We start from the raw sequence: 24,547 nt of genomic DNA, 5'->3' as shown, positions 1-24,547 counted from the left end.
CCCAACTCAATCTCTTACCGTTATAAATAAAGACTTGAATTCCGATGGCTTACTCTCTGAGCCTTTTGGTCATGAAGTCGATGAATTTCTTTACTTTTTTAGGCATGCTCCGCGCCCGTGGATGAAATGCCCAGACGGCACGGTCCGAAAGTGTTTCGTCTTCAAAGAGAGTTTCCAGGGAAGGATCGGGAGAGTTTGAGTTTTGCATCAGGAGTCGCGCAATACCGATGCCCTCTACCGCCGCTGAATTTATTGATGACCACTCGTTAGCGTGAAATCTCCCTCCCACGTTTACGTGATACCATTCCCCATTATTGATAAACCACCATTTTTCTGGCGACGGCTGTGCGTCGTAAATTAAACACTGGTGTTGAGAAAGTTCCATTGGCTTCTTTGGTCTTCCAAAACGCCTGAAATATTCCGGAGACGCGCAAACGCGATATGTTAAAGGGGCTAACATGACACAGTCGACGCTGGTTGTACTCAGTTTGACGTAGTCGGAGTTGCTGCTTCGGATCGAAAGATCGAAACCCCGGTTAATCACGTCCACTCTCGCAGGCTGAACAGATAGCTTAACGGAAAGATTGTTGTATTTTTTTATAAATTCCGTCAATGCCGGAAGTACTATCTGGCGGCCAATACCTGGCGTAACGTGAAGTTTTAATGTACCAGAAAGAGTCGTATTCATTTCATGAATTGCCTCGGAAGCCAAATCCATCTCTCTGATAATCCGCAGACAATGACCGTAATATACCTTGCCAGCTTCAGTTAGACACAGATCATGCGTAGAGCGATTCATGAGGCGCGTCCCCAATTCAGTCTCTAGTCGGCTTATCTGTTTGCTAACAGCGGAAGGGGTTAGCTCCAATTCCTTTGCCACCGCTGAAAAGCTACCTTTTTCAACAACATATACAAAAACCTGCATGCCAAACGTGTTGTGCATCGCTCAAATACCTTTTACCACCAAATGGAACAATTCTTCCCCTTTTTGAACCAGCTTCCCGGGGCACTGGAAATTAAGCCTGGCCAATAACTAAACGATCAGGGAGAGGATGCGGAATCTATTTTCATTTTTGACATGTTGGGCTCCCTATCCACAATCGATTACGGAGAAAGCTACTATTATTTTCAATAAATAAGATTGCCTAACATTATATAAGAATTCTTTGTTAACATGACCGATGCGCGATTGTCAATGGTGCGTATTTGTGCATTGCGATCGACGGCTATCAGAGAGCAGCGGGTGCTCGATCACCTTTCCAGTGTCTTTTGCGGCACCATTCAGGCATGCCCTGTGACTCGTGCGGGTGAAGTAACGGGCGGCGGAGGGTGGACAGTCCAGAGCCGGGGCGGAGAGAGGGTCTTTATCGATGATTGCGGAGCACAAAACAAAAAAAGGAATCAGCTCTCCGGTCTTGAGCGCCCAGAATAAAAACGCCGGGTAGATTTAACGGATAAACACGTTGCGTTGAAAGGGTGATGCTACCTATCTTCCCGTAGGCGGTAAAATCTGATACTATAGGTAACACTTAGCATTAAAAACACTGCTTTTATAGGAACAAACGCATGTCTTATAAGTTTGTTAGCATTGAATACACAACGACTGAAGAAGCTGCTGCAGTGGCCGCTCAGCTTAATGCCGCCTGTCGTGGGGGCTCAGTTAGGGTGCGAACTGAAGGTCGAACATTGGAAGTCCTCTCCGCCAACGCTTCTGTCGCAGATGTCTTCGGCATGTTCGTTAAATTTGGCATGAGAATTGTTGGCTTTTTCGGGCACTGGTCCGACACAGGGCATGCCACGGACCGCGGGCTACCGACCTCTTGATGAGCAGGCAGCTGCGGTGTTGAATTCAATTGCACACTTCGTTTAGCGCCAGACGAATAGCAAACCACTCTCTGGCAACTGCAGAGAGTGGGAGAGAAGAAGTTGCTTAGATCGCTGGTTTTAGTCCTCCACGCAAATGTGGTGTCATCATCCAGGCCGCAATAGCCAACACTTCGGCCCCACCAATAGCTAGCCAGCTCGGGAATATAAACAGTAGACCGGCCCCCACAAAGCACCACCGCGCCAGTGCGGCGAGGTGGCCACGGAAGTAGCCTTCAATACCGAAGCTAAGCATTATCACCCCAATAACTGTGGTAACGCAGGATATCTGGATGGTCTGCCAGTCCCCCACCATCAGAAGGCCGTCCCCATAAACAAAGGCGAACGGCACAATAAATGCCGTAATCGCCAGGCGCACCGCTCCGGTTGCGATGAAGACGTTGAAAGACAACACTTCACAAGCTCAAAGATATTCCCGATCATGCATGTCGTGGCAATAAAACAAAACATATTGGACAGGAATCCGTGGGTGGCAAACAATTTGATGGCACCTTTTGAGAAAGCGAAAAATAACTCTTTAGCACGCGCATGTGACGTGACAGCTTCCTATATGCCCATCCCATGGCTCCCCACAAATATTGAAAGCCTATCTGATACTTTTGAAGGTGACCTCTGGCCATACGGGGTAGAACCGAACAAACACCCGATTAAAGCATTTCTGAATTTTGGCTTTGAACAGGGCGTCTTCCAAAAAAGGATGACACCTGATGAGCGCTTTCCGAAAGAGGTTCAAAGTCACGTTAAAGTATGACGTGATAAAACGACAGTGCCGGGATTCGGCACCTATTAAAATAAAAGGTAAATCATTCTGTTAGCCAAAGTGGTTCCTGAATCAGTGATTCTGCCAACCATCCTCCCGCCTCTACCGAACATCAGGAAGCTGCTTTCGTATCTGGCGGAGCTCCAAACTTGACTAACTCCAGACGCCTGAGCATGAATGCCAATGCCACGCCAAAACAACCAACAAAAGGAAATACCCACCGGCCAGCGTCCCAACCACCGAATCCAGCAACGACCGCTGCGATTGCCGGAGGACCAAGTAGAATGCCAACATTTATGCACTGGACAACAATACCATTACCCAAAGCGACTTCTGATGCATCGCGGGCATGAACTGGAATACCAGCCATCACGGTACCGGGAATAGTGCCGCCTGCTATTGATGCAGCGATCGCAGCAAACATTCTCAGTTCTGGTTCAATGTTCGATGAGAATACCACGAAGCCAAAGCCGGAGATTAAAACCTGCCCCGCAGCAATAACCTGCCACCGGGTAAATCCGACAGACGCCAGGTAAGGGGCTGCCAGGTTTCCCAAAGCATTTGCGAGCATGACCAGACCTGTCAGCAGTGCAGCCTGGTTCAGGGAAAACTCCATATAGCTGACTGCGAAGGAAGGTAACCAGGTGCCGATCATGAACCATTGGGAAGAGTATATTGCGAAAGCACCACCCATGACCCAGTGCCCGGTTAGCTGGGTACTCTGCCGAAGTTGGCTCAACAACGATTGTTTGCCGGCCGGGGAAGGCTGCGTCTTTGGAAAAGCACTCTTCATACTCCAGGCAATAACCAATACACAAACAAGCAACCCCCCATTCACCCACCAAACAGTTTGCCACCCTCCTGTTGCGATAAGCATCGGTGTGAGGACGATCATACCGGCAACGCCAATGGGCATGTAGCATCCCCATATCGCCAGCGCTCGCCGCCGCCACTCTGGCGTTGCAGCGGCGGCAATAATGGATGGTGCAGATACGGCTATCAGAACAAAACCTACGCCCTCCAACAGTCGTGTTCCCAGCAACATCTCACCCGTGGTACTCAGCGCACCCAATACCGTGCCCACGACCGCTGCAAACAGACCAAGCAGCAACGTGTTTCCCACACCGGTTTTTGCTGCAAGCAGACCACTCACAAGTCCTAGTACGGCCGCCGCGCCATTAATAGAGGCTGACAACCAACCCGCCTGTACAAGCGACAGGTCAAAAGAGTTCCTCAATACGGGTAATGCAGAGGGCATCTTCCCGATTTGAGCGGCAATAACAATTCCTGCGGCCAAAGCAACCAGAAAAGCAATCAACCTTCTGTTTATAATAAGTGACACCTGAAAACCTCGCTTTAAATCCCCGTGGATATTAAGGGTCATAACTACTGGAGAACATCAGCCTTCGCATTTATCAGGCAGCCTCTCGGTCTCTGGACAGCCAGGCCCCTCCCATCAGAAAAACGCCACTCACATAAAACACCAGCACCAAGCCTCCAGAGGCACCCAACACCCCAAAAAATACGGGTGCAAGGAGTTGTGAAAACCGGTTAACTGCCAACCGCAGCCCAAGAACCTCTCCTGTTCTGTCTTTTGGTGAAGCACTGTAGGTGGTTGATATCGACAATGGCTGCCCGCACCCAAGCCCCAACCCCATCAGCCCACTCAGCAGGCCGAGAACCCAAGTTTCCGTTGTCATGGGCATCAACAGAAAAGCAGCACCAGCGGTCAGAATTGATACGAAAAGAACAACATTTCGCCCGAACATGTCGCACAAACGAGCCAGGAGAAACCGCACCACAATCTGTGCAAATGCCTGAATGGAAATAATCCATCCAATGGTGGATCCCGAAAGACCCGCTTCGCTGGCGAACAATGGAAAATAAACAATGAAGATATCCCGGGAATAAAGCACGAGCGCGCTGGTCACCATGGCGCGGCGTATTGAAGGATTTTTCAGAAAATACAGGACGCTTGACTGCTTGACTAATGATTTTGTTCCACCCTTAATAGATGGAAGGAAGAACCCCAGAAGCACTGGAACGACTCCCGCAACACCCGCCACAAGAAAGGCTACCGCGTAGGAATACTGATCTGCGAGGTAGCCTCCGCACACCGGTCCGATAAGATTCCCGACGGATGCTGAAAGGGTGAATATCGCAAACTGATGATCCCGGTTTTCAACCGTGGTAATTTTTCCGATCAGATTCTGCACGGAAACCATACACAGTAGCTGGGAAACACCTACGATGATCTGGGTCAGATACAGGGCCCACAGCGACTGGATCGCAAAGGGAAGAATCAACCCGATGGCTATACCGGCAGAGCCTATTACTACTGGCAGCCGATCACCAATCACGTCAGAGAGCTTGCCCACATGCATCGCAAGCAACAACGGTAGCAATGCATACAACGACGCAAGCAGACCAACATCCAGCGTATTGGCTCCAAGGCTGGCGGCGTACAGTGAGATCATCGGGCGCGTAGCACTTAGCGTAAGATAAACGCCAAATGTGACGCCCAATACGACTTTGATAGTCATCCTGAAACTACCGCGGCATCAGCCAGACAAGGTATCGGGCACGTTGATCGCTTACGAATCAACGGCCTGACTTTCGAGAAAGGTTGTTGCGACTTTCTCAAGCCAGCGGGTATTGAAATTCCCCGTCACAAAGTCATCATTCACGATTACGTATTGCAGGAACGGGATGGTGGTCTCGACACCTTCAATCTCAAATCCCGCAAGCGCTTGCTCCATCATGGCCAGAGCATCCTGCCGGTCTTTGCCGTGAACAATGAGCTTGCCAAGAAGCGAGTCATAGTAAGGCGGCATGAAGTATCCTTCAAAACCATGACTATCAAGACGGATGCCCGAACCGGAAGGTGGCCGCCAACGGCTGATGCGACCAGGAGAAGGCTGAAATCCTCGCAGAGGTGCTTCAGCGTTTATACGGCACTCGATAGAATGCCCTTCAACCTTGACCTCGCCCTGATTGATATCCAGTTTTTCCCCTGCCGCAATGCGCAATTGCTGAGCCACGATATCAACACCAGTGACCGCTTCCGTAATCGGATGCTCTACCTGAACCCGTGTGTTCATCTCCAGGAAGTAGAACTGCGAACGATCCATATCCACAATAAATTCCACGGTGCCAGCGCTTACGTAGCCAATATTTTTCGCCAGCGTTACAGCGGATTCGTGAATCTGTTGACGAAGCTTATCTGACAGACCTGGTGCAGGAGACTCTTCAACCATTTTCTGGTATCGGCGCTGTAACGAGCAGTCGCGCTCGCCCAGGTGAATGACGTTGCCATGGTTGTCAGCAAGAATCTGCACTTCAACGTGCCGAGCATTACCGATATACCTCTCCATAAACATAGCGCCATCACCGAATGCGGCCGCTGCCTCAGCTGAAGCTCCCTCGAATGCAGCTTTCAGTTTCTCAGGTGCATCAACAACCCTGATACCGCGGCCACCACCACCCGCGGCTGCCTTTAAGAGAATCGGATACCCCACCTGCTCCGCAGTTTCCAGGGCTTCATCCGCTGAATACAAACGCGCCGAACCTTCAGCCAACGGAACATTAAACTCTTTGGCCAGAGACCTTGCTTCAAGCTTGTTACCCATGCGACGGATATTTTCAGGCGTAGGCCCAATAAAGATAAGACCGTTCTCGTGACACAGTCGGGCGAATTCAGCATCCTCGGATAAAAAACCATAACCAGGGTGTATGGCATCGCATTCTGTTGCCAACGCCGTTGCGAGAATGGCTTGTCGGTTCAGGTAACTATCCGTTGACCTTGCCGGACCAATACAGACGACTTTGTCTGCAAGGCGGGCCCCCATGGTTTCCCTGTCTGCAGAGGAAACGCCCAATACGGTCTCTATTGACAGTGCCTTACAGGCCCTTATAACGCGAACCGCGATCTCGCCACGATTTGCAACAAAGACTCTGGAAATACCCATTAACCAGCCCCCCCGTCAGGCTCCACCATGAAAAGGGGTTGGCCATACTCGACCAGTTGGGAATCCTCAACACAGATTTCTACAATCCTGCCCTTCAGACCGGCCGAGACGCCATTAAACACTTTCATGACCTCAACAAGGCCGACGGTTGTGTCGGCATCAACCTCGGAGCCAACCTGGACAAAAGGTTCCGCACCTGGTTCCGGCGCCGCATAGAATACCCCGACTACCGGTGCCTCCACCGCAACCAGACTTGATGATGCAGTGGCGGCGGCCGAAGCCTGTGGCTGGGGCGCAACATTGCCAGGGGCTGGGCTCTGATCCTGTTTTTCAGTGTTCTGCTGAACCGCAGGAGTCGGGGCCACGGGAGCATCTGCCGCAACCGGTGCAGGTGCTTGCGCGACCTGCGGCAAGAAATTACCGGATTTGCTGACTGCTATCTTGGTATCGCCATACTCAAGCTGCAGCGAGTCAAAACTGGATTCCTCAACCAGCCGAAGAATGTGCAACACATCTTTTTCGGAAAGTGTCATATCAACAACCCTCTTGTTTCCGTATCAAGTCTAAAGCCTCCCGGAACGGGACGCACCCTGGAGATAGCACTGTTTTACTAGAGAAACGTTGTACCACCGTCTACCGTTAAGCTCTGTCCCGTCAAAAAGCTTGCATCGTCGGATGCCAGAAACAGGACAACGCCCGCAAGATCTTCAGGAGTTTCCCCCCGAGGTATCGACCGCATTCGAATCAGAGCCTCCCGCTGCTCTGGAGTTACCGTATCCCGCTCGATTTCAGTATCAGTCGCGCCTGGCAGCACAGAGTTGACGGTGATCCCGTATGGCCCCAATTCACGGGCGAGACTTCTGGAGAGGCCAATAACACCTGCCTTGGACGCCACATAGTGCACATACAGCGGCCGCCCCATATTCACTACAGCCGACGAGATATTGATGATTCTCCCCCAGCCTGATTCCCGCATAGGCGCGGCAGCGAATCGGCTGCAGAGGTAGACACCGGTGAGATTGACGTCAATCACCTTCCTCCACTCAGCCACCGGAATTTCATCATAGGGACGCATCTTGAGGGTCGAAAAGATGGAGGCGTTATTAACCAGTACATCAAGGCGCCCATAGTTTTCCACTACCTCGTCAATACCGGCGCATACGGACTCTTCATCAGCCACATCCATGGGCAACGCCATAGCCTCGCCAGAGCCAGCCCGGATGTCGTCAACAACCTGTTTGGCCGCAGGCTCGTTGATATCACTGACAATCACAATTGCACCGCTATCGGCAAACCGGTGAGCAAAGCATCGCCCCAGTCCCTGGCCAGCTCCGGTGATGAGCACTACTTTTTTATCAACATGAGCCATACGATCTCCCGATCAGAATAAACAGTCCACCTGCCTTGCAGACAGTACCCGGCATTTTTCACAGCAGACTGGGCAAATACGTTGCCAGTACGGGGAAAATAGCCAGCAAAACCATGCCAAACACAAATAACAGAACGAATGGCCAGGCCGCCCCATATACCTGCACAAGGGTCCCTTCCGTCCATGCACTCTTCAACGCAAATAACGTGTAACCGAAAGGTGGTGTCATACCTCCAACGGTGATGTTCACAAGGAAAAGCAGCCAGAACCACAGTGGGTCAAAACCAAGAATCTCGATAATCGGTTTGTAGATCGGAATAATGATCAGCATCAACGCAATCTGATCAATGAACATACAGAGCACAAAAGGTAGCGCCATCAGAATGATGAGCATGATCCAGGGCGCATATTCCATGGCTGCGACCCATTCCGTAAGCGCACTGGCTCCGCCAGTAAAAGCCAATAACTGACTAAAAAGCTTGGAGCTGGCCATTATTATCAAGATCATCGCTGAAATCATTGCCGCCGAACCTAGGGAATCCGCCACCATCCTGTAATTCAGGCGTCGATAGATAGCCGCAGCGACCAAAGCTCCCACAACACCCATTGCACCAGCCTCATTCGGAGTCGCAATACCCATGAGGATGAAACCCATCACCGATATAATGATGATGGAAAACGGCAGCATCCTGACGACCGCCATCACCTTGTCCCTGGCAGTCACCTCCCGGTCAATGGTTTCGAATTCCGGTGTCAACTTTGGGTTGAAACGGATACGAATAAATGTATAGCCCAGAAACAGGCCAGCAAACATAAGGCCCGGAAGGATACCGGCAACCAGTAACCCTGCAATTGACACACTGGCAAGGGTGCCGATGATGATAACCAGGACACTAGGAGGCACCAGTGGGGCGAGGCTTGCGCCTGCCAGAATATTGCCAGCCGACAGTTTTGGATCATAGCCCCTGGCAATCATTCCCGGCAGCAGGGAACGGCCCAACATTGCCGCCACGCCCATTGCCGCACCGGACAGAGTGCTGAAAATTGTAGCCAGAGCGATTGAAAGGACATATTGCCGACCTCGTATATGCCCAATGAGTTCGTCCATTGAGCGGAACAATACGTCCACAGCATGGCTTCGGAACAGAATCTCTCCCATGAGGATAAACAGTGGAATAGTAACCAGCGATCCCGAGGTGGTGGTATCATAAAAACTGCTGGCAAGCATGCCAAAACCGGCCGGTCCAAGAAGTACAAACACGGCAATCAGGTTTACCAGCATGAAAGCCACAAATACCGGCATGCCGAGCAGCATAAACAGCAATAGTAGTCCTGCACCTGCCAGAACTGCGGGGATCCCCGTGATCATCAGTATTCCCCCGCGGGCTTTTTAACGCCACGGCCCGCCGCAGCCAGGCGCAGAAAATACAGCCCGGAATTAAACAGGCCATAACAGACGAGTGAGAAAAGTGTCCACTTGGGGATACTTACGGTACTGAGGGTGCCGGACCCACGCTCGTAGAGCGTCAGCGTTTCCACGTAAACAATGTACCCGAGACACAAACAGGCAGCTGCGCCAATAACATATCCTCCCCGGAGCATCACTTGCCGGCCCCTTTCGGGCAGTTGATCGTTCAGTACGGTTACCGCAACGTGACCACCGGCCCGTGTCAGCCAGGGCATAACAAGGAAAACGGTGATGAGCAGCAAAAACGACACGAAATCGCTGGCCCAACGTGTTGGGGCACCAAAAACGTAACGGGAAGCAACTTCATAGGAATAAATAACGACAATCGCGCCAAGCGCGAAGATGCCCAATTGATATAAAGTTCGTGACACAACATCATGCCACTGCAAAACACCCGCCAAAACCGAACTCTGTTTTATTGTCATAATTAAGGGTTCGCTTCAGTTCAAACATCTATTCAAAAAGGTTCGGCTTCGGTCCGGAGACACATACCCCGAAGCCGAACAAAGCGGTCGGACTCCCGATCAGGGTGCCATTCCCGCATCCGCAGCAAGTTCGCGAATTCGTTTCACAGCTTCAGGGCTTTGCTTCTCAGCAAGGTCCATTGCGCCCTGAAACCAGGCCTTGTCGACCTGAGCCTGCTGCTTCTCATTCAACTCGGTGATAGTCACGCCTTTCTCTTCAAGCGTGGCTTCCTCGGCAGCGACAATTTCATTGAATTTTTCCACCGCCTCTGATTCGTATTCTTCCGCCACTTTTGAAATCAGGTCACGCGTTTCCTCGTCAAGACTGTTCCATTTGTCCAGACTCATGAAAACCTCATGACCGACCTGTCCGAATGAAGGTCTCAGCATATAGTCCGCCACCTCATACAGGCGCAACCCTACAGGGCCAACGGTTGGCCATGCTGCACCGTCGACAACTCCACGCTCCAGGGCCGGGTATATTTCACTGGCAGACAAGACCACGGGGGAGGCGCCAAGCGCTTCAATGACCGGGTGGTAAATAGGGGTGCCACGAATCCGACGACCTTTAAGGCCGTTGTCAGGATCCAGGGCTTCACGAAGCATGATCGCATAGCCATTCATGTCATAAAGCACAGCAATGAGCTTGAGACCCCGCTCCTGATAACGCTCGTCCACATAATCCCAAATGCCGGATTCCCTGAGCTTGTCAGGACCACCAATCAGAGAGTCCAGAGACATGGCCACAGCGGTATCGTTGTAGTGATAGGCGCCATTGGTGAACAGCATGTCCATTAGTCCACGGGAAACCGGGTCCAGTTGTTCAAAGGGGGGGAAAGTTTCTGGCCCCGAAACCCGGGAGGTAATCTCGCCGTTCGACTCTTCTTCAAGGCGCTCCAGAAATCCTCCGAGGATCTGGCCAACCGGTTCATAGCTGTCATCCCAGCTACTCAGTACCCGGAATTGCTCAGCTGCCAGTACCTGGCTGAGTGTCAGGCTCATCACCAGAGACATACATAATGCAAATTTACGACACATACTTTTCTCCTTCAGGGATTGGTCTTGTTCTGTTTGTCGATACCCTAATTTTGAATAACTTGCCGTGTTGCTTCGCTCGAGCACGTAATCCACTGTTATTTTTTATACTGAACCGATTCCTCCCCAGCGTGAGCCATATGAAAGCCAATCGGTTTGTTTGCTTCCTCATAAAGATGCGCAAGCAAACCTGCCGTTCTCGCCAGGATCGGAATACCTTTGAGCGACTGAACCGGAAAGCCGACATCCAGCAGCACTGCAGGAATAGCAAAGGAAATGTTCATTACCAGATGTTTTCCCCACACTTTATCCACTGCTAATTGAAGGGCCCGTGTATACTGGCAATAGTCACCTGCGACACCGCGTTCTTCCGCCATGGACAGTAAACTTTCACAGCGAGGGTCCACCGGTTTGTGCAAGGGGTGTCCGAAACCGGGGAAGCGCCTACCCGAAGCCTTCACCGACTTTGCCTGTGACAGTGCCACGGGGCCGTGCTCCCCTCCTTCTTTGTGCCACCGCTCAACACCTTCCTTCAGCACCTGGCCAGCAGCTTCGGCAGTCCCCAGAACCGTGCTCCCGCACCCGAGAATTCCTGCCGCCACAGCGCCCTGAAGTGCTTCAGGCGCCGCAGCATAGGTCATACGGCTTGCCTGCACGCTAGGAGTTAATCCATGCTCAGCAATGGCAACCAGGGTGGCGTCCAGAAAATCACGCTGGATCTCTGTTGGCAGCTCCCCGGTTAGCGAAAGAAAGTAAAACTCGGTAAAGGAGATCTGCCCTATCAAATCCTTGCTCAGATTGCGACCGCGAATATGTATCGACGCCGCATCCGCCGTTGCAATTGAGCTTCGCGCTTCAGAGTGTCCGATTTTCATCACATAACCTTTGAATTGGCTTAGGCCTGTGGCGACTTACTCATGACTAATGAGAAATCCCCACCTTTCTGGACAGATACAAAGCCCCTGTCTTTCAATCGTGACAAGCTACCCACCAGTTCCACGATGGGTTGACGCGAACTGAGCCCTCCCTCTGACGAAGGACGCGACTGCCGTGCAACCTCAACAGCTTGCTCATCGATAAAGGCGCGAAGGATCAGTTCTTCGTCTGTCAGGCTTTCACCGTACTTACGACGCACTTCCGGTAAGGTGAGCTCCGGAAACTCTTTGCTGGCAAGTTCCTTGGCACGGTTTCTACTCAGGATCTTGTCTTTGACATCAGGGTCCATTACTTCGGTCGCTTCCTTACCGAACTGACCAAGCGCATAGTAGATGCACTCGTCGGTGACTTGCTCGTAGCGTCCGCCGGTCATCACATTGATCGCCGCCTGAGTACCAATGAACTGGGAGAGAGGCGTTACCATGATCGGATAGCCAAAATCGGCCCTGACCCGCGCCGCCTCTTCAAGAGTCGCCTCCAGATGCCCCGACATACCGACTTTTGCCAACTGGTATTCAAGATTGGAAATCATGCCACCAGGAACCTGATGACTGTACAGACTCTCGTCGTACTCGAAAGGTGTACCGATTGCAAAGCCGTGGCGTTTCGCGATCGTCGTGAAATGCTCCTCCACGGGCCTCAGCAATTCTTCCGAAACCAGTGTGTCGTGGCCAAGGGCACGGAGATTACTCGCAGTATTGAAAATCGACGGATTCGACGAACCGCTTGCCAACGGGGGCACGGCGGTATGCACATGAGTGATGCCGAGTTTGACTGCCTCGATAACGTTCAGTGGCGCAAGCCCATTGTTGCAATGGACATGCAATTCAAGAACGATGTCCCCAATAACTGCCTGAATCTTGGGCAACAACTCACGGACTCGCTCCGGGGTAAGCAAACCACCCACATCCTTGAAGCAAAGACGATAGGGCTTCAGTTTCGCGGCAGCACGAGCGCGCTTCACGAAGTAGTCGTCGGTATGCCTCGGTGACACGGAGTAGATAATATTAACAACAGAATCCATTCCCATCCGCTTCAGCTCGTCGACTTCCTCACGGAGCTCCACAAAGTCGTTCCACGGATTGGAAATCCTCGCACAACTTATACCTTGGTCAATGACTTTCTGAACCATGAGTTTTTTGACGGATTCAGGCACCTTACCCAACCCACCCTTGTAACCCGCGTGCAAACGAAGAGGCGTTTTCCTGGCCACAGCCGCTCCCTGGCGGAGCCACTCCCAAGGATTCTCATTAAGATCTCTGATCATCTTCTTTAACTGCACAATCGGGACAAAAAACTCCATGGCCTCGAAACCCGCCTCATCCATTTGCTTGAGGGCAGGCAACATCATCTCCGTCTTCATGTTGAGCGCCCAGAGACTTTGCTGACCATCACGCAATGTTGTATCTATAAAATTGATCTGACTCATAAAATCCTCGCGCCACTCACCTTGCGTTCCCCCTCGCATATCAAAGGGTGATTAAAGGCTCTCCAGAAACATTTGGGCCGCCAACTAGTTTCCACCTATCAAGATGCCTTCTTATCATATGGAAATTAGGCTAGCTCTGGGAGGAAAACCTGTCAAGCGCTAATGCCCCAACAAAAATACATTGACAACACACGGCCAATATTTCTACAGTTAAGATAGCATCTCATTAATTAATAATTGGTATGAATGCACGACAGGTCCACGGCAACTTGAACGACCATAGTGAATTGATACCAACGGTCAGAGGGTTCAGATAATGGCTGACTGGCTAAGGCTGTACGCTGATGACGGGCACGAATTTTCCGCTTACCACTCGATACCGTTCAGTACTCCCTGCAAGGGACGAGTTGTTGTCATCCAGGAAGTATTCGGAGTTAATCAGCACATTCGCGATGTGTGTGAACGGTTTTCACAGAGTGGTTACGACGCGCTTGCCCCATCGCTTTTTGATCGGCTGGAGCCAGGCGTCCAGTTGGGCTACTCGACTGAGGACGTTGATAAGGGAAGGGACCTGCGTTCACGCCTGGACTGGAACGACGCACTCAACGACACACTGGCAAGCATTAGCTATCTCGCCCAGTCCGGCCCCGTGGCCGTTGTAGGTTTCTGTTACGGGGGAACGATCGCTTGGCTGGTAGCCAGCACGCCCAAGGTCCAGGCCGCAGTTTGTTACTACGGTTCTTACATCCACCAATTCAGAGATCAGCACCCTCAGTGCCCGGCTCTACTCCATTTCGGGGCACTCGACCACGTGATCCCTCTGGAGAACGTCGAAGACATCAGGGCCGCAAACTCGGAGGCAGATCTTAATATCTGCATCTATCCCGACGCGGGACACGGATTCAACTGTAATTTGCGGGACAGTTTTCATGGGCCCAGCGCAGAGCTGGCGTGGCAACGCACCCTGGACTTTTTGTCGCAGAACTTCACCAGTGCCTGAACACCCCAGGCTGAGGTATCTCATACCTGACGCCGAAGTATCAAGGAGTAAACATGCAACGTTTCACAGTTTCACTTGACGACGATCTTGCAGAACTTTTTGACCAGTTTCTCCATCGCTTCAGCTACAACAACCGCTCCGAGGCGATTCGGGATCTAATTCGGAAAAAACTTGAAACAGATGAGCTCGAGCACTCCCTGGATGGCCACTCTGTTGGCACGATTACCTATGTGTATAGCCATAAGGAACGGGAGCTGGCAACCCGATTGGCACGGATACAGCATCAACACCACGACGTTTTGGTATCAACGCTGCAGGTCCACCTGGATCATGACCATTGCCTTGAAACACTTGTAACCCGTGGCCCGACAAAGGAGCTAAGGGCGTTCAGCGAAAACCTGATTGCAAAACCGGGCATTCGTCACGGTCAGATCTACCTTCTGCCAGTGGTTTATGAAGTGGCATCCCACAGTCACAACGGGTTATCCACGTCCCATGAGCCACACCAGCACGCTCATACTCACCCGGCCACCTGAACTGGCCGAAGCGAAAAGGAATTACCGATGTCAGCTAGTTTCCAGAAAGCAAGAAAGTACGCCCTTGTTGCAGGAGCCTGGTTATTCATTGTACCTGCCATTTCATCGGCCCATTTTCTGGAATTGATCCCTCAACACGCTGTGGTTTCAGAACAGACTAGCCAGTCCATTAATCTCGATATTCAATTCACCCATCCGATGGCCACTGGTCCCAGAATGGATATGGACATGCCGGTTCGGTTTGGCGTGATGACAAGGGGCGAACAGCAAGATCTTCTCGGCTCCCTGACCATTCATGAAGAAGATGGAAAGCGACACTATTCAGCAAGCCACTCTGTCGCACGACCCGGCGATCATGTTTTCTTCATTGAACCGGAGCCTTATTGGGAACCCTCAGAAGAAGTCATGATCGTTCATTACACCAAAGTCATCGTCAGTGCCTACGGTGGCAGCAGCGCCTGGGACCAACTCGTCGGCATGCCGGTAGAAATCGAACCTATGACCCAACCCTATGGATTGTGGTCCGGAAATCTATTCAGGGGCGTGGTACTGAAAGATGGCGAGCCTGTGCCCGGAGCAATGGTAGAAGTTGAGTGGAGAAACGATGGTTCGGTAGCCATCCCTTCTGATGAGTTTGCAACCCAGACCATTAAGGCCGACCAGCAAGGAGTATTCAGCTACGCGATGCCCCGTGAGGGCTGGTGGGGGTTCGCTGCACTGCTAACAGCGGATAAGCCGATGAAAAATCCGGATGGCAAAACCGTGGATGTCGAAGAAGGTGGGCTCATCTGGGTTTACGTTCAGGATATGGAGTAAACAGCCACGTGGCTCATATACCGGAAGGCATTCTTTCTGAGCCAGTACTGATCGGTGGTGCTGTCCTGGGGATTGCAATGCTGGGCTACTCTCTGAAGAGAATGCCGGCAGAAAGCATCCCCCAGACAGCTCTGCTTGCAGCTGCCCTATTTGTTTCTTCGTTGGTCAGTATCCCTGTGGGGGTCAGCAGTGTTCATCTGTTGCTGAACGGCCTGATGGGCATTGTTCTGGGTATCGTGGCTGTGCCCGCCATACTGATTGCCCTCGTCCTTCAGGCGGTTTTCTTTGGCTATGGAGGGCTGGTTGTCCTGGGCGTTAATCTGGTCAACCTGGCGCTCCCAGCGGTGTTGTGTGCCATTGTCATACGTCCGCTAATTCACAACGCGTCACCCAGGAAATCATTCTGGCTCGGTCTTCTCGCAGGCGGCCTTGGTGCCTGCATGACGGGCATTCTGTTAACGAGTTCTATCATGCTCTCTGATCCAAACCTGATTCCCGCAGCCAAGATCATCCTGCTAACTTTTGTTCCTTTGATGGCTATCGAGGGCGTAATTACGGGCTTCACGGTTGGGTTTATCAAGCGTGTCGCACCGGAATTAATTCTGCCAAAGGAGGGCCGTCATGTTTAACAAAACTCTGCTGACAATTCTTGGTTTTCTGATCTTCCATGGGCCAGTACAGGCGCATCAACTTAAAGTGTTTGCTTACGCTGAACAGGATCGAATCACCGGAGAAGTATACTTTGCTGGAGGTCAGAAGTTGAAAAATGCACGGGTTTCTCTGGCCAGCCTCAAAGGTGATGACGAGATCGCAAACACACGCACGGATACCGACGGCAGCTTCTCTTTTCCTGTTAATGTTCGCCAGGGCTACCGCATCAGTGCCAATTCGGGGGAGGGTCATGTTGCACATTGGGACGTCCAGATGTCCGAAGTGATTGTGTCCGAATCAGAACCGGACAGTCTGCAACCGTCAAACCCTGCTTCTCCACCTCCATTGTATGAGCCACAGTCAGGCAAGTTGAAGACACTGATTGAAAGTGCCGTTTCCCGCCAGGTTGCTCCGCTGCGTGCGGAGCTGCAGGAGGTCCGGGATGAACGGCGAATTCAGGACATACTCGGGGGTATTGGTTATATAGCAGGACTCGCCGGGCTCGGTATGCTCTGGTTTTCCAGGCGTCGGGGATCCAGGCTATGACTGACGTCCTGTACGCTCAGACCGATCAAAGTGGTACTTCTGCGATCAATTATCTTGATCCCCGTACAAGACTGCTAACAGCGGTTTTGACCACAGTCACACTGATCAGTATTGATAGTCTTGTCATACTCACCGGTGCCCTTGTGTTTGCAGCTGGGATCACGGCACTTGCAGGCCTCGGTGCATTCTCGGTGGTTCGCCGTTTAGTTCTGCTGGAAGGGTTCGTGATTGTCTTGCTGTTGGTTCTTCCTTTTACCACCACCGGGGAACCCTTATTCGAGCTCGGACCGATTGTACCGTCAGGGGAGGGCCTTAAGCTTGCAGCGGTTATTGCCCTCAAAATCAATACCATTACCTTGCTGAACCTTGCTTTGATTGGAACCCTGTCACCGCTGCAGGTTGGCAATGCACTCAGGCTGTTGAGAGTGCCCGGGAATCTGGTCCAGTTGTTGCTCATGTCGGTTCGTTATATCAGTGTACTGGAGAACGAATATGCTCGCATTCGTCGCGCCATGAAAGCAAGGGCGTTCGTCGCCAGATCCAATGTCCACACCTGGCGCACTTTTGGCTGGCTGGTCGGCATGTTACTGGTAAGAAGTTTCGAGCGCTCGCGCAGAGTGAGTAACGCCATGAGGTGTCGCGGCTTCAACGGTTCCTTTACCTTTCATTCAGAGAGCCAATGGAAAGTTCTTGACAGTATTACCCTCACACTAGCCACCGTTACCTCCGTATGCCTGATATTCAGGAGTTACATGACATGACCTCTTCCTTACTGGAACTCCAGGGTGTAAACATTGATCGGAATAACGAACGGTTGATAAGTGACATAAACTTCCACCTGAACCCTGGCGAAAGAGTTACTTTACTTGGAGCGAACGGCACTGGGAAGTCCACATTTCTGGACGCTCTGGTCGGGCTCCATCCACTATCAGGGGGGGATTACACCGCATTCGGAAAAACACTCAACAATAAATCCGACTTTCATCAGATACGGTCGAAAATCGGCCTGGTGTTTCAGGATTCTGATGATCAGCTGTTCTGTCCTTCCGTAATCGAGGATGTCGCCTTCGGTCCTATCAACCTCGGGCACAGTCCCAGGCATGCCAGGGCTATAGCCCTTGACACTCTGAACAAACTCGGCTTGGGGGAATTATCAGAAAGGATTACCTATAAACTGTCTGGCGGAGAAAAGAGGTTGGTCTCTATCGCGACTGTGCTCGCCATGGACCCAGACATCATTCTTCTGGACGAACCAACAACCGGCCTTGATGAAAGCGCCAGGCAACGACTCATCAAGTGTCTAGCAGAACTCTCACAAGCGCTCGTCTTCACCTCACACGACCAGGATCTGATTGACCAGTTGGCTACACGGGCAGTGCTGATAAAAAATGGATCTTTCGTGAATTCCATTCTTCATCAGCACCCCCATGTTCACGTTCACTCACACAAACATGTACATTCAGATGACGACCTCACACACACTCCCCCTTCAGATCCGGAGCATTCATCTCATTATCATCCCGGCGATGCGAACAGGCAAAAAAGCTAGACGGTCATCAGGTTCCGGAATAACTGAATCGCATTGAGAAGTCGACTGCTTTCAGGTCTTTGGTGAGTGCCCCCACAGAAATGAAGTCTACCCCTTTTATGGCATAATCCTTCAAGGTATCCCAGCTCACTCCTCCGGAGACCTCAATGAGCATCCGGCCCTGATTCAGTTTTAGCGCCTCATGCACCAGTTGCGGTGTGAAATTATCCAGTAACACCATGTCTGCGCCAGCAGTCAGGGCCTCTTGCAGTTCATCAAGGTTCTCGACTTCAACTTCCAGTTTCGAGTAGCTGTTGTGTTGACGCGCAACCGCTACAGCCTTGGTGATGGAGCCGCAGGCGACGATGTGGTTCTCTTTGACCAGAAACGACTCCGCAAGGGTAAGGCGGTGATTGACGCAGCCTCCGCATGCGGTCGCGTATTTCTGGGCAACCCGAAGCCCTGGCAAGGTCTTACGGGTATCAAGCAACTTCACACCTGTGCCAAAGCCTTTAAGCGCATCTGAGTATCGTCGCGATACGGTCGCGATGCCCGAAAGCATCTGGAGGAAGTTGAGTGCAGTACGCTCCCCTTGCACCAGTGCACCAGCCGGTCCTGAGAAGCGGCAGAATACCTGGTCGGGAATCAGCGGGTCGCCGTCATCAACGTCCCACTCAATGGTAATCCTGGGATCAATCTCCTGGAAAACCTCATCAAACCATTCTCTTCCACAGAACACAGCATGTTCCCGGCAAATTATTTGCCCATGAGCAACATGTCCATAAGGAATCAGGCCCGCCGTGATGTCCCCGGCTCCGAGATCCTCGTCCAGAGCACGTCTCACATCTTCCCGAACAACCAATCTTGATACACGCACTTGTTTTACTCCTTGCTAATTTAACAACACGCCTGGTTCGAGACAAAAGCCTCAGTTTATAGGAACGCCTGATTCTTGAAACCCGTGGGTTACGTTAATAGAACGGATCGTAGTGTATCTGGCCAGTTGGAACATTTCCCTGCAACTGAAGCATCTTTGTGGTCGCCTGAACCATTGGCGGCGGCCCGGCAAGATAACATTCGAACCTTGAAAGCTCATTTCCAAGTTGATTCTCTACGATCTCATGAATGAATCCCGTGTCGCCAGTCCATTCCGGTGATTCTTCAGGCATCGAAATCGCGGGATGGTAATGCACACGCTCTTGGAAACCCGGCAGGACTTTCAGTTCGTCGAGTCCACACAGGTCGTCTGGCGTTCTGCCCCCGAAATAGAAGTGTACTTGACGACCTTCCATATCAGGGTCCATCAACACGCCACGCGCGATGGACAGCATAGGCGAAATGCCGGAACCACCAGCGATACACAAAATATCCCTTTCACTTTCAGCGCGCAGATAGGCGTGGCCGTATGGTCCATCGACGACAATCCTACCCCCAACCCTGAGCTCATCGAAAAGCGCACCGCTGACTTCCCCCCCGGGTTTTCTTCGAATCCAGAACTCCCATACCCCGTCCCCATTGGGAAGATTGCTCATGGAGTAAGCCCGTGGCCCCCTGCCGTCAGGAAAGGTGAGCATTGCGTATTGCCCTGGTAGAAACTTTGCGTCCGCGCTATCGGGGGCCTGGAAGCAGAACTCAACAATGTCACTTGTGACATCCCTACGGGAACTCAGGGTTGCCTCAAACCGGGCTGGCAGATTGATCGGCGCATATTCCGGGTCGGTGCGCATTTTAATCACGAGATCAGTTTTGGCTTTGCACTGACAGGCCAGCTTTCTACCCTTTTTTATATCGCGGGCACTAAGAGCCGGCGCGGTGGGCCAGGGCTCTTCAATTTCGCCTTCGATCAACTGGAATTTACAAGTACCACAACCACCGGAGTTACACTCATAGGCCAGACCATAGCCGGCTGTAAGGCCTGCGCGAAGGATACAATCCTGCGATTCAGTTTGTTCAAACTGCTCACCAGTACCCTCAATCTTGATGGTAGGCATATTTTTCCCTCGTATATTATTGATCTGATTTCTTTTCGACGACAATCTCAAGATCACAGCTCGAACTTAAGACTTCATCAATCCCAGGAAGCGCAAGCAATTGTGGTCAGTCAGGGCCATCACATCCTGCTCGTTGAGCCCCAGGGACTCAAATCGTTTGCCTGGGTGTTTATCCCTGATAACAAAAGGATAGTCCGTGCCCATCATTACCTGCCGGATGCCATAGATTTTCGTCAAATAAGAGATTGCGTCTTCATCATAGACGAGAGTGTCATACCAGAACCGACGAGCCTGCTCCATTGGTGACAATGACATTGCTTCCCGCAGAGCACCGCTGACCTCCCAGCCATTCTGAAGTCGGGGCAAGGTCATCGGAAATGCGCCACCGCCATGGCTGAAGGCAATCCGCAACTTTGGAAAACGCTCAAGGACACCATTCACCAGGAACGAGGCAATACCTATGCTGTTCTCATTTGGGAATGCAACGAGAGGCTCCATCAACGGCAACGGATACAACCGATCCTTATTGGGATGAAGTGCATGAACAAACAGGCACATATCTTCTTCTTCCAAAGCCGCAAAGAATGGGTCAAAGCGACGGTCGCCCATGGCCACGCCATTGATGTTGCTTCCCACTTCCACACCCAGCAAGCCGAACTCATTTTTAAGAACTCTGACTTCCTTTGCCGCAACATCCGGATCCTGTAGAGGCACCATGCCCAATCCGAAGAATCGATCTGGAACCTCCGCCACCAGGCTGGCAATCGTGCCGTTAATATGGCGGCCAAATGCAAGTGAATCCTGTGTATTGAACCAGTAGGACAACAACTCAGGCATCGGTGACAAGACCTGCCGATCAACGCCCTCTTCCTCCATTTCCCGTAATCTTGAGGTGGCACTCCAGGATGTGTCGGTCACTTCGCGGAATGCTTTACCTCTGATCATGACGGTTTTATGGTTACCGTGCCCACAATGCATGCAAGGCCATGCATGATCGGCGTCCTTACCAGGATAAGGTGGGAAGTTATCAGGCACCACATGAGTATGTGAATCAATCATAACGCTCTCCGCCCAAAGGCCTTACGCCGGGGCTTTACCCTCATCAAGATTTACATAGACACACCCACCCTCAACCGTGACGGGATAGGACTTCAGGGGTAGCACGCACGGAAAATCAACAGCCTCACCTGTCCGAATATCAAAGGTGCCACCGTGGAAAGGACATTCTATGATAAAATCATCGTCCACCTCGCCCTCCGCCAGGCTGGCCTCTCCATGCGTACAGGTGTTATCTGTGGCAAAAAAATTGCCCCCAACTTTATAAACGACAACAGGAGGTTGATCGGGCGGGTCAATCCTCACCATTTCATTATCCGCTAGATCGTCTTCCTTACACACATAGAAATGTTTTCTGTCGTTTGCATCATTCATGTTTACTCCTCATTGATTCAAGCTATTCCGTACACGCTAACCATCATAACCCCTAGGACGGTAGCTATGGTTCCCATGACGACCTTGGTGGTAAAAATCTCGTCTGCGCGAATAAAGATGTAGGACATCAGCAGCACAAACAAAGGTGTTGTCGATGCCAGAGGTGCCACCACAACAAGATCCGAGTATTGCATTGCAAAAAAGAGAAGTACCGGACCAAACGACGAAAAGATACCGGCGAAAATGAAAAATCCGAACTCTTTTCTGGTGCAGCGGATCTGCTTGAAACCACCGGTAACGCCAGTGTAGAGGCTCGCAAAAAACCACGAAGACGTTGTTGTTACCGCTGCGGCGGTAACAGCATCCGTTCCGATATCGATGCCAATCTTACGGAACACCATCGAGATTCCATAAGAGAAAGAAGCGATCATCGGCAATACAAGGTAGGTTTTCGGAACCGTTTTCAAGCTGGCAGTTTTGTTTTTTCCGCCCTGAGACCCGACAACCACGCTACCGACTATAACCAGCAACGCTCCGAACAATCCGAGAGTCGTCAGGCTCTCGCCAAGAAATGCCATAGCAAGCACCAGCGATACCACCGGATGCGTCAATGTCAGCGGTGTTGTGATGTTGGAGCCAAGCTTGGCCATCCCCAGAAACTGGAAAAGACGCCCCAAAAGGGGGGCGAAAATACCCGCTAGAACAAAATAGCGCCATTGCCACCAGTCACCAAACTGCCAGCCATAACCAACGAGACTCCAGCCCCAGAGAAAGACCACATTGATGGCCAACGTAACCCATAGAGCAGTTTCGCTGGAAGCCGTCTTTACCCCTACCCTGACAAGGGTAAAGGTAAAAGCAAACATCAATGCGGAAGTCAAAGACAGCGTAACTGCAATCAATTCACTGCTCATGACCTGCGTATCCGGGATGAATCCATTCCCGGCAAGGCCTTGCCCCCCTCCATTGGCGCGAGAATTCGCTGAGATTCAAACTCCATCTTCAGCTTACCTCCGAAATTCTCATGCCTCGTTTCCCGGTATCTATAATTTCACCGGTGATGTAGGAAGCGTCTGGAGAGGCCAAAAACGCAATTGCCGCGGCCTGTTCATCCACCGAAGCGGAACGCTTAAAGAGCCCCTCGCGGCTAACGTAGTCATAAAACTGTTGATTCCAGGCTTTTTCCTGCTCTGTCAGTTCGCGATCAAGCCTCGGAGTTGGCCTTTCTTTAACCGCGGTATTACCGGGTGCAACACAGTTGACCCTTATATTGAAGTCCGCTAACTCAATAGCAAGTGATGTTGTCAATCCAACCACACCACCTTTTGACGCCGAATAGGGAATCCGGAAAATCCCCATGGTCGCATTTGAACCAACGTTAACAATGGCACCGCCATTTTCCTGCATATGAGGAATAACAGCACGGCAACACCACATCGGCGGCCAGAAAGAGCGGTCCACTTCCGCCCGGATCTCTTCCTCCGCGTAATGCCAGAACGGCTTCTTCCAGATCGTACCGCCCACGTTATTGACCAGAACGTCTAATTGGCCAAACGCGTCAACACCGGTTTTCATTGCCAGTTCGGCGCCGGCCAGAGTTGACAGGTCGGCAACCGCGATCACTGCCTCAATACCTTCTGCTTTCATTTTTTGGGCAGCATCGGTGATCGGTTTTTCAGCCTTGTCAGCCAGAACCACCCTGGCACCTTCGTAACCGAGACGCCATGCAGTCGCAAGACCAATACCTTGTCCCGCGCCCGTTATTAATGCTACCTGTCCGGAAAACCGCTTACATTGATAATTCGTCATTCAAATCTCCAAAAACATGATTCGATAAAAGTCGGCCTTTATCGTATGGTCGGCTCTCATTCACTGAATTCATCGACATTGGGCTTTGCACCCCACATGCAAAAAGAGGTCGGTGCCATCTCAAACTGACGGGGTGTATGATTTTCCTCATCCGTAATACGTTTTACACCGGACGAGTACTCATAGACGCGCTTATCGGGCCCCAGGAAGTAGATGAACATCGCAGTCGATGTCGGATGACGCCCAGGGCCGAATACGATGGGGACGTTTTTTTCCTGGAGAAAGTACCAGGAACGCATGACATCATCGATGCTTGCGACCTGGAAGTTAACGTGTTGTACCCCGGTATGTTCAGAGGCAAAAAGCGCGATCTTATGATGGACCGGGTCAATGCGTAGCAGAGCACCCTCGCCGATCTTGTCGCTGACCCTGGCACTCATCACTTCCGTCCAGAACCGAATATCCCGCTCGCTGTCACCAGTGTGCAAGCCGAAGTGACCAAACTCAGTGATGCCGGCATCGCGGCCAGGAAAATAACGAACACCTGTCTGGTAGGGTCGATACACCAATTCAACGCGGTTGCCGTTGGGATCCGCAAAGAACAGCGCCGAGTTTACCTGGCGCTCCTCACACTCTTCATCGGTTGCGCGTTTTGCAGTTATACCTTCCGCGGCCAGTTCTTTCTCTGCTTTATCAAGTTCAGAGAGCTCCCTTACTTCAAAGGCACAGGCGTCATAGTCAGCATCACCTTCAATGTAACAAATATTGTACGCGCTGCTATCACCTCGCAAGTAGGCATGAGTATCCGTTTTATGGCGAAGCTCCAGGCCAAGGATATCGGTTGCGAACTCAACCATTTCACTCAGGTTTTGGCAACCCAGACGAAGGTAGGAAATATCGTGTAAGTGAATCATAACTAGTGCTCC

The 24,547-nt window shown here is 51.5% G+C and carries 27 protein-coding genes; 8 read left to right on the top strand and 19 right to left on the bottom strand.

Going from position 1 to position 24,547, the window contains the following annotated elements; all coding sequences use genetic code 11:
- Nucleotides 1–49: 49 nt before the first annotated feature.
- Together QPM17_RS18935 and QPM17_RS18930 are read right to left on the bottom strand one after the other, a co-directional pair.
- Complete coding sequence (locus QPM17_RS18935; RefSeq protein ID WP_285392846.1) at nucleotides 50–943, bottom strand: LysR family transcriptional regulator; 894 nt, start codon at nucleotides 941–943, stop codon at nucleotides 50–52.
- 987 nt (nucleotides 944–1,930) lie between these two features.
- On the bottom strand, nucleotides 1,931–2,278 hold the full coding sequence (locus tag QPM17_RS18930) for a hypothetical protein (protein WP_285392844.1): 348 nt from the start codon (nucleotides 2,276–2,278) through the stop codon (nucleotides 1,931–1,933).
- Nucleotides 2,279–2,353: 75 nt separating this feature from the next.
- On the opposite strand from QPM17_RS18930, the gene QPM17_RS18925 reads away from it, so the two are divergent.
- Nucleotides 2,354–2,635 carry a hypothetical protein gene (locus QPM17_RS18925; RefSeq protein WP_285392827.1) on the top strand — a complete coding sequence of 94 codons (282 nt, stop codon included), beginning with the start codon at nucleotides 2,354–2,356 and terminating at the stop codon, nucleotides 2,633–2,635.
- 121 nt (nucleotides 2,636–2,756) lie between these two features.
- Here QPM17_RS18925 and QPM17_RS18920 read toward each other — a convergent pair whose 3' ends face one another.
- The 10 genes from QPM17_RS18920 to QPM17_RS18875 form a co-directional block, all read right to left on the bottom strand.
- Nucleotides 2,757–4,028 carry an MFS transporter gene (locus QPM17_RS18920; protein ID WP_285392824.1) on the bottom strand — a complete coding sequence of 424 codons (1,272 nt, stop codon included), beginning with the start codon at nucleotides 4,026–4,028 and terminating at the stop codon, nucleotides 2,757–2,759.
- A 31-nt stretch (nucleotides 4,029–4,059) separates the two neighbouring features.
- Nucleotides 4,060–5,187, bottom strand: coding sequence for an MFS transporter (locus QPM17_RS18915; protein WP_285392823.1), 1,128 nt, complete (start codon nucleotides 5,185–5,187; stop codon nucleotides 4,060–4,062).
- Between the two features lie 51 nt (nucleotides 5,188–5,238).
- Entirely contained in the window at nucleotides 5,239–6,612 is a 1,374-nt protein-coding gene (locus QPM17_RS18910) for an acetyl-CoA carboxylase biotin carboxylase subunit (RefSeq protein WP_285392821.1), read from the bottom strand.
- On the bottom strand, nucleotides 6,612–7,145 hold the full coding sequence (accB, locus tag QPM17_RS18905) for an acetyl-CoA carboxylase biotin carboxyl carrier protein (RefSeq protein ID WP_285392819.1): 534 nt from the start codon (nucleotides 7,143–7,145) through the stop codon (nucleotides 6,612–6,614). Before accB ends, QPM17_RS18910 begins: the two co-directional genes overlap by 1 nt.
- Nucleotides 7,146–7,222: 77 nt before the next feature.
- Entirely contained in the window at nucleotides 7,223–7,981 is a 759-nt protein-coding gene (locus QPM17_RS18900) for an SDR family NAD(P)-dependent oxidoreductase (protein ID WP_150994224.1), read from the bottom strand.
- Nucleotides 7,982–8,039: 58 nt separating this feature from the next.
- A complete protein-coding gene (locus QPM17_RS18895; protein ID WP_150994223.1) occupies nucleotides 8,040–9,350 on the bottom strand; it encodes a TRAP transporter large permease in 1,311 nt (436 codons plus the stop codon).
- A complete protein-coding gene (locus tag QPM17_RS18890; RefSeq protein WP_191966974.1) occupies nucleotides 9,350–9,820 on the bottom strand; it encodes a TRAP transporter small permease in 471 nt (156 codons plus the stop codon). Before QPM17_RS18890 ends, QPM17_RS18895 begins: the two co-directional genes overlap by 1 nt.
- 153 nt (nucleotides 9,821–9,973) lie before the next feature.
- Nucleotides 9,974–10,951, bottom strand: coding sequence for a TRAP transporter substrate-binding protein DctP (gene dctP / locus QPM17_RS18885; protein WP_150994221.1), 978 nt, complete (start codon nucleotides 10,949–10,951; stop codon nucleotides 9,974–9,976).
- Between the two features lie 95 nt (nucleotides 10,952–11,046).
- Nucleotides 11,047–11,823: a citryl-CoA lyase gene (locus QPM17_RS18880; protein ID WP_285392812.1), complete on the bottom strand. Its 777-nt coding sequence runs from the start codon at nucleotides 11,821–11,823 to the stop codon at nucleotides 11,047–11,049.
- A 20-nt stretch (nucleotides 11,824–11,843) separates the two neighbouring features.
- Nucleotides 11,844–13,313, bottom strand: coding sequence for a hypothetical protein (locus QPM17_RS18875; protein ID WP_285392810.1), 1,470 nt, complete (start codon nucleotides 13,311–13,313; stop codon nucleotides 11,844–11,846).
- A gap of 316 nt (nucleotides 13,314–13,629) precedes the next feature.
- Between QPM17_RS18875 and QPM17_RS18870 the strand changes: the two genes are divergently transcribed.
- From QPM17_RS18870 to QPM17_RS18840, 7 genes are read left to right on the top strand one after another with little or no spacing between them, the layout of a single operon-like run.
- Nucleotides 13,630–14,313, top strand: a complete 684-nt coding sequence (locus QPM17_RS18870; protein ID WP_285392808.1) for a dienelactone hydrolase family protein — start codon at nucleotides 13,630–13,632, stop codon at nucleotides 14,311–14,313.
- A 53-nt stretch (nucleotides 14,314–14,366) separates the two neighbouring features.
- Nucleotides 14,367–14,849 carry a nickel-responsive transcriptional regulator NikR gene (nikR, locus tag QPM17_RS18865; RefSeq protein ID WP_285392806.1) on the top strand — a complete coding sequence of 161 codons (483 nt, stop codon included), beginning with the start codon at nucleotides 14,367–14,369 and terminating at the stop codon, nucleotides 14,847–14,849.
- Between the two features lie 27 nt (nucleotides 14,850–14,876).
- On the top strand, nucleotides 14,877–15,665 hold the full coding sequence (locus tag QPM17_RS18860) for a DUF4198 domain-containing protein (RefSeq protein WP_285392805.1): 789 nt from the start codon (nucleotides 14,877–14,879) through the stop codon (nucleotides 15,663–15,665).
- An 8-nt stretch (nucleotides 15,666–15,673) separates the two neighbouring features.
- Complete coding sequence (gene cbiM / locus QPM17_RS18855) at nucleotides 15,674–16,294, top strand: cobalt transporter CbiM (RefSeq protein WP_150994215.1); 621 nt, start codon at nucleotides 15,674–15,676, stop codon at nucleotides 16,292–16,294.
- A complete protein-coding gene (locus QPM17_RS18850) occupies nucleotides 16,287–16,862 on the top strand; it encodes a carboxypeptidase-like regulatory domain-containing protein (protein WP_285392803.1) in 576 nt (191 codons plus the stop codon). The genes cbiM and QPM17_RS18850 overlap by 8 nt, the downstream gene beginning before the upstream one ends.
- Nucleotides 16,859–17,623: a cobalt ECF transporter T component CbiQ gene (gene cbiQ / locus QPM17_RS18845; RefSeq protein ID WP_285392801.1), complete on the top strand. Its 765-nt coding sequence runs from the start codon at nucleotides 16,859–16,861 to the stop codon at nucleotides 17,621–17,623. The genes QPM17_RS18850 and cbiQ overlap by 4 nt, the downstream gene beginning before the upstream one ends.
- The gene (locus QPM17_RS18840; RefSeq protein WP_008172171.1) at nucleotides 17,620–18,411 is read left to right on the top strand and encodes an energy-coupling factor ABC transporter ATP-binding protein; all 792 of its coding nucleotides are present in this window, start codon (nucleotides 17,620–17,622) and stop codon (nucleotides 18,409–18,411) included. Before cbiQ ends, QPM17_RS18840 begins: the two co-directional genes overlap by 4 nt.
- Before the next feature lie 7 nt (nucleotides 18,412–18,418).
- Here QPM17_RS18840 and nadC read toward each other — a convergent pair whose 3' ends face one another.
- The 7 genes from nadC to QPM17_RS18805 form a co-directional block, all read right to left on the bottom strand.
- Nucleotides 18,419–19,267, bottom strand: a complete 849-nt coding sequence (nadC, locus tag QPM17_RS18835; protein WP_285392799.1) for a carboxylating nicotinate-nucleotide diphosphorylase — start codon at nucleotides 19,265–19,267, stop codon at nucleotides 18,419–18,421.
- Between the two features lie 94 nt (nucleotides 19,268–19,361).
- Entirely contained in the window at nucleotides 19,362–20,381 is a 1,020-nt protein-coding gene (locus QPM17_RS18830; RefSeq protein WP_285392797.1) for a 2Fe-2S iron-sulfur cluster-binding protein, read from the bottom strand.
- A gap of 66 nt (nucleotides 20,382–20,447) precedes the next feature.
- Nucleotides 20,448–21,440, bottom strand: coding sequence for an amidohydrolase family protein (locus tag QPM17_RS18825; RefSeq protein ID WP_285392795.1), 993 nt, complete (start codon nucleotides 21,438–21,440; stop codon nucleotides 20,448–20,450).
- Between the two features lie 21 nt (nucleotides 21,441–21,461).
- The gene (locus QPM17_RS18820; protein WP_285392793.1) at nucleotides 21,462–21,812 is read right to left on the bottom strand and encodes a non-heme iron oxygenase ferredoxin subunit; all 351 of its coding nucleotides are present in this window, start codon (nucleotides 21,810–21,812) and stop codon (nucleotides 21,462–21,464) included.
- Nucleotides 21,813–21,829: 17 nt separating this feature from the next.
- The gene (locus QPM17_RS18815; RefSeq protein ID WP_285392791.1) at nucleotides 21,830–22,726 is read right to left on the bottom strand and encodes an EamA family transporter; all 897 of its coding nucleotides are present in this window, start codon (nucleotides 22,724–22,726) and stop codon (nucleotides 21,830–21,832) included.
- A gap of 88 nt (nucleotides 22,727–22,814) precedes the next feature.
- Nucleotides 22,815–23,621, bottom strand: coding sequence for an SDR family NAD(P)-dependent oxidoreductase (locus QPM17_RS18810; RefSeq protein WP_039881928.1), 807 nt, complete (start codon nucleotides 23,619–23,621; stop codon nucleotides 22,815–22,817).
- Nucleotides 23,622–23,677: 56 nt separating this feature from the next.
- Nucleotides 23,678–24,535, bottom strand: a complete 858-nt coding sequence (locus QPM17_RS18805) for a VOC family protein (RefSeq protein ID WP_008172184.1) — start codon at nucleotides 24,533–24,535, stop codon at nucleotides 23,678–23,680.
- Between the last annotated feature and the right edge of the window lie 12 nt (nucleotides 24,536–24,547).

Source organism: Marinobacter azerbaijanicus (genome assembly GCF_030250645.1).
GTDB lineage: Bacteria > Pseudomonadota > Gammaproteobacteria > Pseudomonadales > Oleiphilaceae > Marinobacter > Marinobacter azerbaijanicus.
Note: the sequence above shows the minus strand (reverse complement) of the source record. Positions and strands in the feature narration are given on the sequence as shown.